Raw genomic sequence first — 13,215 nt, forward strand, 5'->3', positions numbered from 1 at the left:
CGCGCGAGCAGAAGCCTTCAGGCGTCCTCATCCTCCAGTGAAGCCAGCGCTGCCCTGCCCGCCGCTTCGCGTGCCAGCAGCGCGGCCTTGCGTTCCACGCCCCAGCGATATCCGGACGGGGCTCCATCCAGGCGCACGATGCGATGGCAGGGAATGAGCAAGGCGATCTCGTTACGTGCACAGGCATTGGCGACCGCCCGCACGGCATCCGGCTGCCCGATGCGCGCGGCCAGTTCGGCATAGGTCAGCGTGACGCCCGGCGGCACGGCGCGCAGGGCTTGCCAGACGCGCTGCTGGAAGGCCGTGCCGCGCACGTCCAAGGGCAGGGACGCGCCCTGTTGCGGATCGTCCAGCGCCGCCAGCACCTGCGCCAGCGTCTGTTCGAAAGCGGCATCGCCGGGGGCGAGATCGGCCTGGGGGAAGCGGTCCTGCAGTTGCCGTACCAGGGTCTCGGGATCGCTGCCCAAGGTGAGCGCGCAGATGCCCTGCCCGGTGGCCGCTACCAGCAAGGCGCCGAGCCAGCATTGTGCGACGGCGAAGCGGATCTTCTCGCCCTCGCCGCCGCGCCGGTAGGTGGACGGCTTCATGCCCAGCTGCGCCGCGCTGTGCGCATAGAAACGTCCACTGGAGTGGAAGCCGGCTTCGTAGAGCGCCTCGGTCACGCTGGCACGCTCACCCAGTTGCGCGCGCAGGCGGGCCGCGCGGCATGCATCGGCATAGGCCTTGGGCGTGACGCCCGTGTGCAGCTTGAAGAGGCGATGAAAGTGGTAGCGGCTCAACCCCACAGCCTCGGCCAGGGTGGCGGTATCGGGTGCGTGCTCGGCCTGATCGATCAGATGACAGGCCTGCGCGATGGCGCGGGCCTGTCGCTCCTGCAAGGGAGGCTGGTCAGGCTTGCAGCGCTGGCAGGGCCGAAAACCGGCAGCCTCGGCAGCGGCGCAGCTGGCGTGAAAGGCCACGTTCTTGCGCAAGGGCGTGCGCGCGCCGCAGGAAGGTTTGCAGTAGACGCCGGTACTGCGGACCGAATACCAGAACCGGCCATCGGCGGTGGCATCGCGCTGTTGCACGGCTTGCCAGCAGGCTTCGGGGTCGAGTCCTGTTAACGGATGGGAAGAAGTCAGGGTCAGCATGCGGCGCTCCTCAGATCGGATGCCAGTGATTCTAGGCGCGTGATACCCGGGCCGCACTCCGCTGATTGCTTTTGAATTCTTGAACTGGCCTGGGCAAATGCTGCATACGATTATTCAATGATTGAAGCACTGAATCATTGAATAATCGCATCATCGCTTTTTGCCCTCACTGGGAGAAGCGGATGCGCTGGCGTGACTTCACCGGCTGCATCACGTGTTCCAGCGGCAGTTCATGCGATTGCTTGACCTTCTTCAAGGTGATGTTGGACTTGACGTTGGTCACGCCCGGCAGGCGCAGCAGCCGCGTCATCATGAATTCGGAAAACGCCGCCAGGTCGGGCGCGACGATGCGCAGGATATAATCCCCCTCCCCCGTGACGGAGAAACACTCGGTCACTTCCGGCATCGCCTCCACGGCTTTCTCGAAGAGTTCGCCGCGGGTTTCGCCCTGGCGGTCCAGGGTCACGGTGGTGAAGGCGGTCACGCCCAGGCCGACCACGGCCGGGTCCAGCACGGCGGTGTAGCGCTCGATGACGTGGGCTTCTTCCAGGCGCTGCACGCGGCGGCTGATCTGCGAGGTGGACAGATGGACTTTCAAGCCCAGGGCGCTATTGGTAATATGGCCGTCTCGCTGCAGCTCAGTCAGCAATGCCAGGTCGTAGCGATCCACGTTGATGATGCTCATTTATCTCTCCAAAATGGGTATTTAAGAATTATTTGTGCATATTATCTAATATATCGCGCAAAAAACAATCACAAATTGCACTCCTTGCGCAATAAACTCCTCGCATAGGCCGCGCTTGCCGGCCTTCCCTACACGAGGAGACACCAGATGGGCCATTCAGACTCTCAGCTCGCCAGCGCCGCCACCGACACCGGTAGCCGCGACCTGTTCGACAACCCCATGGGCACCGACGGCTTCGAGTTCGTCGAGTACACCGCCGCCGACCCGGCCGCCATTGCCGGCGTGCTGGAGCTGATGGGCTTCACGGCGGTGGCGCGCCACCGTTCCAAGAACGTCACCCTGTACCGCCAGGGCCAGATCAACTTCATCCTCAACGGTGAACCGGGCAGCAATGCCGCCGCCTTTGCGCAAGTGCACGGGGCCTCGGTGAACGCCATGGCCTTCCGCGTCAAGGATGCGGCCCATGTGTACAAACGTGCACTTGAACTGGGTGCTGAAGGCGTGGAAGCCAAGCTGGGTCCGATGGAACTGAACATTCCCGCCATTCGCGGCATCGGCGGCTCGCTGCTCTATCTGGTGGACCGCTATGGCGACAATGGCTCCATCTACGACGTCGATTTCCAGTTCTTCCCCGGCGTGGAGCGCAATCCCAAGGGCGTGGGCCTGACCTACATCGACCACCTGACCCACAACGTGATGCGCGGGGCGATGGATACCTGGTCATCGTTCTATACACGCCTGTTCAATTTCCGCGAGATCAAGTATTTCGACATCGAGGGCAAGGTGACCGGCCTGCGTTCGCGCGCCATGACCAGCCCCTGCGGCAAGATCCGCATCCCCATCAACGAGAGTGCCGACGACAAGTCGCAGATCGAGGAATTCATCAAGCAGTACAACGGCGAAGGCATCCAGCACATCGCCCTGGGCACCGACGACATCTACCAGACCGTGCGCGCGCTGTACGCTCGCGGGGTGCCGCTGCAGGACACCATCGCCACCTACTATGACCTGGTGGAGCGCCGCATCCCCGGCCATGGCGAAGACCTGGCCGCGCTGCGCGAGCTGAAGATCCTCATCGACGGCGCACCCACGGCAGGCCAGGGCTTGCTGCTGCAAATCTTCACCCAGAACCTGATCGGGCCGGTGTTCTATGAAATCATCCAGCGCAAGGGCAATGACGGCTTTGGCGAGGGCAATTTCAAGGCCCTGTTCGAATCCATCGAGCTGGACCAGATGCGCCGCGGCGTGATCTGACTCTCCATCCAGCCCCCCCTCTTGCGGGCGACAAACAAAAGGCGCAGCGCCCTCGTGGGGCCTGCGCCTTTTCATTTCCTTGCTTTTCGCGCCTCAAGCTTTACCGCAAGCTGCCGTAAATCAAGGCATGCAGCACAGCATTAGCCTTGCAATCCCTTGCGCCCCAACGGGCTGGAGTTCGCATGAACGTCGCGTATGAACAAGAACAAGCTGCCCACGCCACAAGTGCAGTGGCAGACACGCTGGACCATGATCCTGCCGAACTGGTGGCGCAACTGAGCCATCGCATCCTGATCCTGCAACAGCAGGCGCAATCGCTGGCGCGCTTCCCCGGCAACCGGGACGGCAAGCAGCAGCGCCAGTTGCTGCAGCAGCAGATCCGCACCCTCTACCAGCAACTGTTCGCCCTGGAACAGCAGCAGGCGCAGATGCGCAAGCGCAGCGAGAACTATCTCAGCATGGCGCTTTCGGTCGCCGCCCATGCCGCGCACCAGCACGCCCACGGCCAGGCGCCGGAGCCGGCTTTCTAAGCCCGGCCTGCGCGCGCAAGAAGCTTCATTTCCTGTTCAATAGCGCAGCCGCGACAGGCTGATCAGGCAAGCTGCGCCTGCCAGAGCGGCAGCACACCAGAGCACCAGTGCATAGGGCTCACCGGACACCCCCAGCAGCATCGCCACCACCGAGGCACCCACGCTCTGCCCGGTCAGGCGCGCCGTGCCCAGCATGCCGCTGGCACCGCCACTGCGCTCGCGTGGCGCGGCACTGATCATGGCGCGGTTGTTGGGCGACTGGAACAGTCCGAAGCCAGCACCGCACACCGCAAACATGGCCACCATCACCCCATCCGGGGTACCCCGGTCCACCGTCAGCAGGGCCAGCAGCCCCAGGCACATCACCGCCAGCCCGATCCCGCCCAGGATGCCTGCCGAGATGCGGTCCGAGAGCTTGCCTGCCACCGTGCCCATGAGCGCCACCGCAATCGGCCAGGCGGTCATCAGCAGGCCGGCGCGCGCGACGCTCATGCCCAGGTGGTTCTGCAGCATGAAGGGCAGCATCACGAGCACTGCCATCTGCGCCGCAAAGGAACAGAACGAGGTGCCGATGGAAAGCCCGAACTGCGCAATGCGCAGCAGGTCCAGCGGCAGCATGGGGGCACTGTGCGACTGCAGCTTCAACAGCAGCGCCAGGCTGATGGCCGTCAGTACCGCGCAGCCCGCCACGACCCAGCCGCCTTGCAGATGGCCGGCGCTATCGATGGTGGCCAGCAGCAGGCCGATGAACCCCATGCACAGCAAGGCACTGCGGCGATCAAAGGGGCGTGCCGAGAGCGGATTGGCGGGCAAGGCACGCACCCCCACGGCCAGTGCGGCCAGGCCCAGCGGGATGTTGATGAGGAACAGCCAGTGCCAGGACGCCACGTGCAAGATGAGTCCGGCCACGGTCGGCCCCAGGGCATTGCCGGCCCCGGCCACCAGGGCGTTGTAGCCGATGGCCCGGCCCAGCATGCGCGCCGGATAGATGAAGCGGATCAGGGCGGTGTTGACCGACAGGATGCCGGCCGCGCCCAGCCCCTGCAGCACCCGCGCCAGGCTCAGCTGCAACATGTCGCCGCTGGCCGCACAGGCCAGCGAGGCCAGCGTGAAGAGGAACAGTCCGCCCAGGTAGACCCGCCGGTAACCGATCACCTCCCCCAGCGACGCCAGCGGCAGCAGGCACACCGCCATGGCGATCTGGTAGCTGTTGATGACCCAGATGGCGTCGGCATTGCTGGCCTTCAGGTCGGCGGCCATGACCGGCAGGGCCAGGTTGGCGATGGAGCCATCGAGCACCGCGATGCTCAGGCCCAGGACGACGGTGGCGATGGCCAGCAGGCGCTGCCTGGCTGGCAGGCCGTCGGCGTCATGCGGGACGCCGCTGATGGGGGATACTTGCACTGTCTGCCTTCAAAGCTTGGAAATGACAATGGACGAAGGTGGCGCCCGAATGAGGGCGATATGCTATCACTGCCCTGCCGGCTGCAAGCGATAAACTTCCCGGGCCGTGCCACTGAAGAGCGCCGCGCGTTCAGCTGCGGAGAAGGCCGAGGTCAGGCGCTTGAAGGCATTCCACAGGCTGACGTAGCCGAACATGCCCTTGTCCACCGGGAAATTGCTCTCGAACATGCAGCGTTGCGGGCCGAACAGGTCGATGCAGGTCTCGATGCAGGGCCGCCAGGCCTGCGCCAACTGTAGCGAATCGGGCGGTGCCGCCTGCAACTGGAAATCCCAGCCGCCCACCGGCATGCCCAGCCCGCCCAGCTTGAGCCAGACATTGGGCAAGGCCGCGATGGCCTGCATGCCTTGCTGCCACTCCCGCCGTACCACCTCGCGCCGGCCGGCATAGGGGCCGGCACCGAGCGGACCGCCGCAGTGATCGAGCACGATGCGTGTCTCCGGGCAAGCGCGCGCGAGCGCAAGCACTTCATCGAGCTGGGTGTGATAGGCCCAGACATCGAGCGACAGATCGTAGCGGGCCAGCAGGCGCGCACCTGCGCGAAACGCTTCCTGCGCCAGCAGACCGGGCGGCGGTGGCTGGGGATTGCTGCGGATGGCCGCATCGGGATGCCAGGCGGTGGTGTTGCGGATACCGCGCAGGCGGCCATTGCCCGCTTGCAGCAATGCATCCAGCACGACCGGCAGCTCTGCGCCCAGCATCAGGTCGGCAAAGCCGACGATGGCCGAGCAGGCCCGCACCGCTCCATACCGGCCGCTGGCCGACTGCGCGGCCACGCCGTTGGCGAATTCCACTTCGCCCACCGGCTTCATGCCCTGCGGCCCGTCCTGCCGGTACATCGAGCGGCATTGCACGAAGACCGTATCGGTGATGCGATGACCACTGTTGAGGTCGGCCATCCATTCATCGAACAGGTAGCGGCTCCCGGCGCGGTCCCACAGGTGGTGATGGGCATCCACGATGGGCAACTCCGGCTCCAGCACCGCTTCCTGCGTCAGCGCCAGCCATGCCGTACGCACCGGCAGGTGCGGCGAGGCGGCGGCGTCAGCCATGGCGCAAGCGCGCCTGAGCGGCCCCTTCGCAACCCAGGCGCTGGAGGGCGGCATCTATCCAGCCACGGTCAGTGCTGCCGGCCCGGATGGCGGCCATCTGGGCGGCCTCGGCGTCATTCTTTGCCTTGGCCGCGGCATAGACGGCCGCCACGTCCTCATAGGCCACGCACAGCAGGCCATCGCTGTCACCCACCATCAGGTCGCCTGGCGCGATGACCATGCCGTCGATGGCGATGGGGACGTTGATCTCGCCCGGCCCGTCCTTGTAGGGACCGCGGTGCGTCACGCCGGCAGCGAACACCGGGAAGCTGCCCGACTGGATCGCATCCACATCGCGCACCGCGCCGTGGATGACGATGCCCCCCAGGCCGCGCTGTATCGCGTGCGCCACCATGAGCTCGCCAATGATGGCATTGGACAGGTCGCCACCGGCATCGACCACCACGATATCGCCCGGCTCGGCCAGGTCCAGTGCCTTGTGCACCATCAGGTTGTCACCCGGGCGCGACTTCACCGTCAAGGCCGGCCCCGCCAGCCTGCCGCCGCGATGCAGCGGCCGCAGCCGCGCACCGGCCGCGCTCATGCGGGCCATCGAATCACTGATGTTGGCCACCGGGATGGCGGCAAAATTCTTCACGTCCTGCTCGCTGACCTTGCGCGTGCGCTCGAGAATACGGAATCCTGCAGACATGATGTTCTCCTTGTTGACGAAAAGGCTTAACGCAGGCTCGCGCAGAAATTCTGGATACGCAGGCAGGCCTGGCGCAGCCGCTCGGTCGAATCGGCATAGGACAGACGGAAGTTCGGTCCCTGCCCGAAGGCGCTGCCATGCACCAGCGCCACGCCCTCGGCCTGCAGCAGCAGCGAAACGAAATCCTCGTCGCTGGCGATGGTCTGGCCATCCTCGGTACGCTTGCCGATCAGCCGCTCGCACGACGGGAAGACATAGAACGCCCCTTCCGGTACCGGGCAATCCAGCCCCTCGGCCTGGTTCAGCATCGACACCACCAGATCGCGCCGCGCCTGGAATACCTTGCGGCTTTCATGGATGTAATCCTGCGGGCCGTTCAAGGCTTCCAGCGCCGCCCATTGCGACACGGAACTGGCGCCGGAGGTGAGCTGGCCCTGGATTTTTTCCATGGCCTTGATCAGCGGCAGCGGACCGGCGGCATAGCCGATGCGCCAACCCGTCATGGCATAGGCCTTGGAGACGCCGTTCATGGTCAGCGTGCGTTCGTAGAGTTCGGGCGCGATCTGGGCTGGCGTGGTGAACTCGAAATCGCCATAGGTCAGGTGTTCATAGATATCGTCCGAGAGAATCCATACATGCGGATGGCGTTTGAGCACCCCGGCCAGCGCCTCCAGCTCGGCGCGGGTATAGGCGGCGCCGCTGGGATTGCAGGGCGAATTGAACATCAGCCATTTGGTGCGCGGGGTAATGGCGGCTTCCAGCGCTTCCGGACGCAGTTTGTAACCGGCTGCGCGCGTGGTCTGCGCGTACACGACACGCCCGCCGCACAAGGCCACCAGTTCAGGGTAGGAAACCCAGTAAGGCGCCGGCACGATCACTTCATCGCCAGCGTTGACGGTAGCCATCAGGGCGTTGGCGATGACCTGCTTGCCGCCGTTGGAAACGATGGTCTGGGCCACGCTGTAGTCGAGCTGGTTCTCACGCTTGAACTTGGCCACCACGGCCTGGCGCAACTCGGTGATGCCCGCCACGGCGGTATAGCGGGTCTCGCCCCGGGCGATGGCAGCGTAGGCGGCCTCCTTGATGTTCTCGGGGGTATCGAAGTCGGGCTGGCCCGAACTCAGGGCGATCACGTTGCGGCCCTGGGCGGCCAGCTCGCGCGCCTTCTGGGTAATGGCGATGGTGGCCGAAGCCTTGATGCGCGACAGTGAATCGGAAATGAATGCCATAGGGGGTCTCGTCTTGGAAGTACGGTGAAATCGTGGAATCAGGCGTGGCGGATATCGGCCACGAACTTGCGGGCGCGCTCATGTTGCGGGCGCTCGAAGAAGTCTTGGGGCGTGGCGCGCTCCAGCACCTGGCCATCGGCCATGAACAGCAGACGGTCGGCTACCTCGCGGGCAAAGCCCATCTCGTGCGTGACGCAGACCATGGTCATGCCCTCGGCGGCAAGCTGCTTCATGACCTGCAAGACCTCGCCCACCATCTCCGGGTCCAGCGCCGAGGTCGGTTCATCGAAGAGCATCACCGGCGGCTTCATGGCCAGCGCGCGGGCGATGGCCACACGCTGCTGCTGGCCGCCCGAGAGCTGGCCGGGGTAGGACTGCGCCTTGGCAGCCAGGCCCACCTTGTCCAGCAGGTTCATGGCCGTTTCGCGAGCGGCTTTCTCCGAGAGCTTGAGCACACGCATGGTGGCCAGCATCACGTTGCGCTCCACGCTCATGTGGGGAAACAGGTTGAAGGACTGGAACACGAAACCAATGCGGCTACGCAGCTTGTTGATGTCCACGCCATTGCCACGCACGTCCTGGCCATCCACATAGATCTGTCCGTCGTCGATGGGCTCGAGACGGTTGATGGTGCGAATCAGGGTCGACTTGCCCGAGCCTGACGGACCGCAGACGATGACCACTTCGCCGCGCTTGATTTCCTCGTTGATGTCGCGCAGGGCGTGGTAGGGGCCGTACCACTTGTTCACATGATTGAATCGGATCATCAGAGACTCCTGAATTGACGTTTTTGTTTGATGCGGCGCTCGGCCAGTCCCACCATGGAACTGAGCAGATAGCACAGGACGAAGTAGGTCATGGCCAGGAGGAAGTACACCTGGAAGGGCTTGGTCAGCAGCTGTGCGTTGACCTGGTAGGCCGCATAGGTGAGTTCATTGACGCTGATGATGTAGGCCAGCGAGGTATTCTTGATCAGCGAAATCAGCTGATTGAGGATGCTCGGGATCATGTTGAACAAGGCCTGCGGCAGTACCACCTCGCGCAACGTGGTGAAGTAACCCATGCCCAGCGAACGTGCCGCCTCGACCTGCCCTTGCGGGATGGCCAGGATGCCGGCCTTGATGACCTCGCCCAGGAAGGCCGTCTCGTAAGCCACCAGGGCGCAGATCACCGTGGTGGTGCCGGAGATCGACTTGCCGGTCAACAGCGGCACGATGAAGTAAGCCCAGAAGATCAGCATGAGCACCGGCAGGCCGCGCAAGGTGTGCACGATGCCGGCGGCCGGCCAGGCCACCCAGCCGATGCGACTGGTACGGGCGATACCGAAGAGCACTGCCAGGGGAAAGGCGCAGACCAGCCCCGTCACCGCCAGGATCAGGGTCAATGCGAGACCGCCCAGGGGACCGTGCGGAAATTCCCCGATCAGCAGTTGCAGGCCGTAGGTACGGAGGATATCGAGCATATCGAGCATGTCAGCGCCCCTTCACGGCCAGATGCCGCGCGTTGTACCAGGCACCCAGGATCATGATCGACCACGACATGAGCAGGTAGAAGGCCGAGGCCAGGATGAAGGTCTCGAAGGTGCGGTAGGTTTCGTTTTCGATCTGGCGACTGGCGTAGGTCATCTCCGCCACACCGATGGCCATGGCCAGGCTGGTGGACTTGAACAGCGAAAGCGACTGGTTCACCAGCGGCGGCACCGAGATGCGGATGGCCTGCGGCAGCAGCACGTCGCGCATCGATTGGAGATACGACAGGCCCAGCGCGCGCGCTGCTTCCATCTGCGTCTCGGCCACCGAGCGCATACCGCTGCGCAGGTCTTCGGACATATAGGCCGCACTGTTGAGGGACAGCGCGATCAAGGCAAAGATGAATTCACCGTTGTGGTCATTGATGAAACCGGTGATGCTCGCCGGCAGCAGCTCGGGGATACCGAAGTACCAGACGAAGATCTGTACCAGCCCCGGCACGTTGCGGTGATAGTTGACGTAGGCCGCAATGGCCCACTCCAGTGGCGGCAGGGCCAGGGTACGCAGTGCCACCAGCACCACGGCCAGGAGGAAGGCACAGACCCAGGCGGCAGCGAACAGCCACAGCGTGGTGACGGCGCCACCGATGAGCCAGTCCAGATACTGGCCCTGCAATACTGCACCGAAATCGAGATTGAGCATGTCATCGCTTTCTTGCTAGGCGTGCCTGGCGCGTGAATATCGCCGGGCAAAGGGCAAGCCGCTCCCGCGCGCACCGGGACAAGCGGTGCGCGGGATCATGGCGGCGGGAACGATAGGCTTACTGGAAGGCGGAAATGGGCGTGAGCTTTTTCTCGCGCGGGATGTTGAACTTGGTGTTGGGGCCGAACCACTTGTTCCACAGGGCGTCGGTCTGGCCGCTCTTCTCCAGCTTCTCCAGGGCATCGTTGACTGCCGCCAGCAAGGCCGGCTCGTCCTTCTTGACGCCCATGGCGGTGGGCTCCCAGGCCAGTGCACCGTCGAGGAACTTGTACTTCCCTTCCGATTCATTGACGAAGCGGATACCCGAGGGCTGCGACAGCGCCAGCGCCTGCACCTTGTTCTGCGCCAGCGCCAGGAAGGCTGCCGGCGTGTCCTGGAAGGTCAGGATGGTGGCCTTGGGCAGTGTGCGGCGCGCATACAGTTCCGGCGTGGAGCCCTTGTTGGCACTGATGCGCTTGTCCGCCAGATCCTCGATCTTGCTGAAACCGCCGTTGCTGTGGACGATCAGCTTGATCGGTGTCTGGTAATGCGCCGCCGTGAAATCGATCTGCTGTGCCCGCTCCTTCGTATAGCCCAGCGCAGCGACCACCAGGTCCACCCGTCCCAGCGTCAGCTCGGGAATGCGCGCCTCCACCGAGACGCCCTTGTGCTCCAGCTTGACACCCAATTCCTTGGCCACTGCCGCGCACATGTCGACATCGAAGCCCACCACCTGGCGGGTGGCCGGATCGGGAAAGCCCAGTGGCTCACTGCTGGTCAAGGTGGCGCACACCAAGGTGCCGCGCGCCTTGATGTCGGCCAGCCGGTCAGCGTGCGCCGACGTGGCGAACATCAGCGAAACGGCCGCAGCCGCGATTGCCATACAGCTCTTGTGAAAGCGCCCCAAATTCATTTTCTTTCCCTTTCCCTGGTTGAACAACGAAACTCGGTTCAACAAATCATAATTGCATTATGATTTTTAAACAAGCGTGATTTATCCTTATTTTTCAGTAACTTAGAGCGTGTATCGCGGCGGTGCAAAAAACCCGGAAAGGGGCACGCGGACTCCCGCATGCGGTGCAGGAAAAGCAGGTCGCCGGCATCTTTTGGTGCACCGCGCCAACCGAAAAAGGTGTGATAACCTCGCCCCATCGAAAAATGCGAAACGGATTTATGAAAAAAAAGAATGAGCCCGAGAACAAGGATGCAGCGCCCGACCGCACCGTACTGGGAGCCGAACGCAGCCTGGCGATCCTGAGCGCCTTCATTGATGCGCCCGAGCCGTTTGGACTGACCGAACTGGAAGCGCGTACGGGGCTGTTCAAGAGCGTGATCCACCGCTACATGATGTCGTTCATCAAAGCGGGATATGTCGTGCAACGGGCAGACAACTCCTATCAGTTGGGTCCGCGCGCCTATCAGTTGGGCAAGGCCTTCGAAGCCAGGTTCGACTATGCCGACTTCATCATGCCCACGCTGGAGAAGCTGGTCCTGGCGACCGGCGAAAGCACTGCCTTCTATATCCGCCAGCAAGAGCAACGGCTTTGCCTGTATGCCGCCGAGACCCCGGCCTCGGTGAAGGCCACGGTCAAGGCCGGCAGCCTCTTTGCCATGGACCAGACCTCCAGCGCACAGGTATTGCGTTTCTTTTCCGTGCCGGGGAATGCGGCGCGCTCGGGCGGCCGCTATGTCTGCATTTCGGTGGGGATCAACAATCCGCTGTCCTCATCGATGTCGGCCCCGGTGTTCGGCGCCGGCAACGCGTTGGTCGGCGCGCTGACCATTTTTGGCTTGAGCCTGCGCTTCGATCCGGCCGCCAGCGAGGCCATGCGGGCTACTCTGTTGCAGTTGGCGCAGGAATTGTCGACCAGGCTGGGGGCCTCGCCCCAGGTCTATTGTTCACCCACGGCCGAGATCTTCGATGAGGCTGCCGCGCAAGCGGTTGCCGGAGATGGATAAAGGGTGATGTCCTGGCAGCGGCACTCTGCCAGGACATCACCCTTGCCAATAGCAGGAACTGAAACCGGAACTGAAGCTCTTGGTACCGAGCGTGCTAGCGCAGGCTGGCAATGGGCGTGAGTTTCTTGTCGCGGGCGATGTTGAACTTGGTCTTGGGGCCGAACCACTTGGTCCACAAGGCATCGATCTCGCCGGCTTTTTCCATCTCGGCCAGGGCCTGGTTGACGGTATCAAGCAACCTGCGCTCGCCTTTCTTGACGCCCAGCGCGGTGGGCTCCCAGGCCAGCGCGCCCTCGACGAAGCGGAAGCGTCCGCCCGACTCATTGACGAACCGGATGCCCGCCGGCATCGAAATGGCCAGGGCGTCGGCACGGCCTTGGGCCAGCGCCAGGAAAGCTTGCGCAGTATCGGGGAAAGTCAGCACTGTCGCCTTGCGCAGCACGCGGCGCGCCGCCTGTTCGGGGGTGGAGCCACGATTGGCGCTGATACGCTTGCCATCCAGGTCCGCCAACAGGTTCAGGCCAGAGTCACTGTAGACGATCAGCTTGAGGGGGTTCTGGTAATGCGAGGCGGTGAAATCGATCTGGCGAGCCCGTTCGCGGGTATAGCCCAGCGCCGCCGACACCAGATCCACATCGCCCTGTATCAGCGCCGGCAGCCGCTGCTCCACGGTCAGGCTTCGCTGCCGCATCTTTACGCCCAGCTTGTCGGCGATGGCACTGCACATGTCGACGTCAAAACCGACGATCTGGCCGCTCTGCGGATCCGCGAAGGCCAGCGGCTCATTGTTGCCCAGCGTGGCGCAGATCAGCGAACCACGCGCCCGGATCTCATCCAGGCGATCGGCGTGCGCCGCAGCGGGAACAAGCCAGGCACTGGCCACCAGCAAGCTGCCCATGCCCAGTTGTTTCAGGTGCTGCGAAATCTTTTTCATGCTTCTCCTCGTCGAGTGTCGAGGATAGCCCGAAACAATCCCCGATGTCACTCGCAGCAAACACTTCGCAGCGCCATTG

Annotated in this window: 14 protein-coding genes; 3 read left to right on the plus strand and 11 right to left on the minus strand. The window is 63.7% G+C overall.

Annotation, left to right across the window (positions count from 1 at the left end):
- Positions 1-17: 17 nt before the first annotated feature.
- Together ada and ACVC5H_RS17085 are read right to left on the minus strand one after the other, a co-directional pair.
- Positions 18-1,130, minus strand: coding sequence for a bifunctional DNA-binding transcriptional regulator/O6-methylguanine-DNA methyltransferase Ada (gene ada, locus ACVC5H_RS17080; RefSeq protein WP_489618983.1), 1,113 nt, complete (start codon positions 1,128-1,130; stop codon positions 18-20).
- A gap of 166 nt (positions 1,131-1,296) precedes the next feature.
- Positions 1,297-1,815 (minus strand): Lrp/AsnC family transcriptional regulator, encoded by a 519-nt coding sequence (locus ACVC5H_RS17085; protein ID WP_017454267.1) that lies wholly within the window; start codon positions 1,813-1,815, stop codon positions 1,297-1,299.
- 147 nt (positions 1,816-1,962) lie between these two features.
- Here ACVC5H_RS17085 and hppD point away from each other — a divergent pair, with 147 nt between their 5' ends.
- Together hppD and ACVC5H_RS17095 are read left to right on the plus strand one after the other, a co-directional pair.
- The gene (hppD, locus tag ACVC5H_RS17090; protein WP_489618984.1) at positions 1,963-3,069 is read left to right on the plus strand and encodes a 4-hydroxyphenylpyruvate dioxygenase; all 1,107 of its coding nucleotides are present in this window, start codon (positions 1,963-1,965) and stop codon (positions 3,067-3,069) included.
- Positions 3,070-3,251: 182 nt separating this feature from the next.
- Positions 3,252-3,599: a hypothetical protein gene (locus ACVC5H_RS17095; protein WP_489618985.1), complete on the plus strand. Its 348-nt coding sequence runs from the start codon at positions 3,252-3,254 to the stop codon at positions 3,597-3,599.
- A gap of 36 nt (positions 3,600-3,635) precedes the next feature.
- Here ACVC5H_RS17095 and ACVC5H_RS17100 read toward each other — a convergent pair whose 3' ends face one another.
- The 8 genes from ACVC5H_RS17100 to ACVC5H_RS17135 all read right to left on the minus strand — a co-directional run bounded on the left by ACVC5H_RS17100 (position 3,636) and on the right by ACVC5H_RS17135 (position 11,126).
- Positions 3,636-5,003, minus strand: coding sequence for an MFS transporter (locus ACVC5H_RS17100; RefSeq protein ID WP_489618986.1), 1,368 nt, complete (start codon positions 5,001-5,003; stop codon positions 3,636-3,638).
- Between the two features lie 66 nt (positions 5,004-5,069).
- Positions 5,070-6,113: an amidohydrolase family protein gene (locus ACVC5H_RS17105; protein WP_489618987.1), complete on the minus strand. Its 1,044-nt coding sequence runs from the start codon at positions 6,111-6,113 to the stop codon at positions 5,070-5,072.
- On the minus strand, positions 6,106-6,804 hold the full coding sequence (locus tag ACVC5H_RS17110; protein ID WP_489618988.1) for an RraA family protein: 699 nt from the start codon (positions 6,802-6,804) through the stop codon (positions 6,106-6,108). The genes ACVC5H_RS17105 and ACVC5H_RS17110 overlap by 8 nt, the downstream gene beginning before the upstream one ends.
- Before the next feature lie 26 nt (positions 6,805-6,830).
- Entirely contained in the window at positions 6,831-8,033 is a 1,203-nt protein-coding gene (locus ACVC5H_RS17115) for a pyridoxal phosphate-dependent aminotransferase (RefSeq protein WP_489618989.1), read from the minus strand.
- 38 nt (positions 8,034-8,071) lie between these two features.
- A complete protein-coding gene (locus ACVC5H_RS17120) occupies positions 8,072-8,800 on the minus strand; it encodes an amino acid ABC transporter ATP-binding protein (protein WP_489618990.1) in 729 nt (242 codons plus the stop codon).
- Positions 8,800-9,495 carry an amino acid ABC transporter permease gene (locus ACVC5H_RS17125; protein ID WP_489622717.1) on the minus strand — a complete coding sequence of 232 codons (696 nt, stop codon included), beginning with the start codon at positions 9,493-9,495 and terminating at the stop codon, positions 8,800-8,802. The genes ACVC5H_RS17120 and ACVC5H_RS17125 overlap by 1 nt, the downstream gene beginning before the upstream one ends.
- Before the next feature lie 10 nt (positions 9,496-9,505).
- Positions 9,506-10,204 (minus strand): amino acid ABC transporter permease, encoded by a 699-nt coding sequence (locus ACVC5H_RS17130; RefSeq protein ID WP_489618991.1) that lies wholly within the window; start codon positions 10,202-10,204, stop codon positions 9,506-9,508.
- A gap of 118 nt (positions 10,205-10,322) precedes the next feature.
- On the minus strand, positions 10,323-11,126 hold the full coding sequence (locus ACVC5H_RS17135; RefSeq protein WP_489618992.1) for an ABC transporter substrate-binding protein: 804 nt from the start codon (positions 11,124-11,126) through the stop codon (positions 10,323-10,325).
- Between the two features lie 290 nt (positions 11,127-11,416).
- On the opposite strand from ACVC5H_RS17135, the gene ACVC5H_RS17140 reads away from it, so the two are divergent.
- A complete protein-coding gene (locus ACVC5H_RS17140) occupies positions 11,417-12,202 on the plus strand; it encodes an IclR family transcriptional regulator (RefSeq protein WP_489618993.1) in 786 nt (261 codons plus the stop codon).
- 94 nt (positions 12,203-12,296) lie between these two features.
- Here the strand turns inward: ACVC5H_RS17140 and ACVC5H_RS17145 are convergent, their stop codons facing one another.
- The gene (locus tag ACVC5H_RS17145) at positions 12,297-13,136 is read right to left on the minus strand and encodes an ABC transporter substrate-binding protein (protein WP_489618994.1); all 840 of its coding nucleotides are present in this window, start codon (positions 13,134-13,136) and stop codon (positions 12,297-12,299) included.
- Between the last annotated feature and the right edge of the window lie 79 nt (positions 13,137-13,215).

This window comes from Herbaspirillum sp. Her3 (assembly GCF_057961275.1).

Coding starts and splice junctions, on each gene's coding strand:
- ACVC5H_RS17135 (WP_489618992.1), bottom strand. CDS start 11,126: ATGGCAATCGCGGCTGCGGCCGTTTCGCTGATGTTCGCCACGTCGGCG.
- ACVC5H_RS17095 (WP_489618985.1), top strand. CDS start 3,252: ATGAACGTCGCGTATGAACAAGAACAAGCTGCCCACGCCACAAGTGCA.
- ACVC5H_RS17110 (WP_489618988.1), bottom strand. CDS start 6,804: ATGTCTGCAGGATTCCGTATTCTCGAGCGCACGCGCAAGGTCAGCGAG.
- ada (WP_489618983.1), bottom strand. CDS start 1,130: ATGCTGACCCTGACTTCTTCCCATCCGTTAACAGGACTCGACCCCGAA.
- ACVC5H_RS17105 (WP_489618987.1), bottom strand. CDS start 6,113: ATGGCTGACGCCGCCGCCTCGCCGCACCTGCCGGTGCGTACGGCATGG.
- ACVC5H_RS17085 (WP_017454267.1), bottom strand. CDS start 1,815: ATGAGCATCATCAACGTGGATCGCTACGACCTGGCATTGCTGACTGAG.
- ACVC5H_RS17120 (WP_489618990.1), bottom strand. CDS start 8,800: ATGATCCGATTCAATCATGTGAACAAGTGGTACGGCCCCTACCACGCC.
- ACVC5H_RS17125 (WP_489622717.1), bottom strand. CDS start 9,495: ATGCTCGATATCCTCCGTACCTACGGCCTGCAACTGCTGATCGGGGAA.
- ACVC5H_RS17115 (WP_489618989.1), bottom strand. CDS start 8,033: ATGGCATTCATTTCCGATTCACTGTCGCGCATCAAGGCTTCGGCCACC.
- ACVC5H_RS17140 (WP_489618993.1), top strand. CDS start 11,417: ATGAAAAAAAAGAATGAGCCCGAGAACAAGGATGCAGCGCCCGACCGC.
- hppD (WP_489618984.1), top strand. CDS start 1,963: ATGGGCCATTCAGACTCTCAGCTCGCCAGCGCCGCCACCGACACCGGT.
- ACVC5H_RS17145 (WP_489618994.1), bottom strand. CDS start 13,136: ATGAAAAAGATTTCGCAGCACCTGAAACAACTGGGCATGGGCAGCTTG.
- ACVC5H_RS17130 (WP_489618991.1), bottom strand. CDS start 10,204: ATGCTCAATCTCGATTTCGGTGCAGTATTGCAGGGCCAGTATCTGGAC.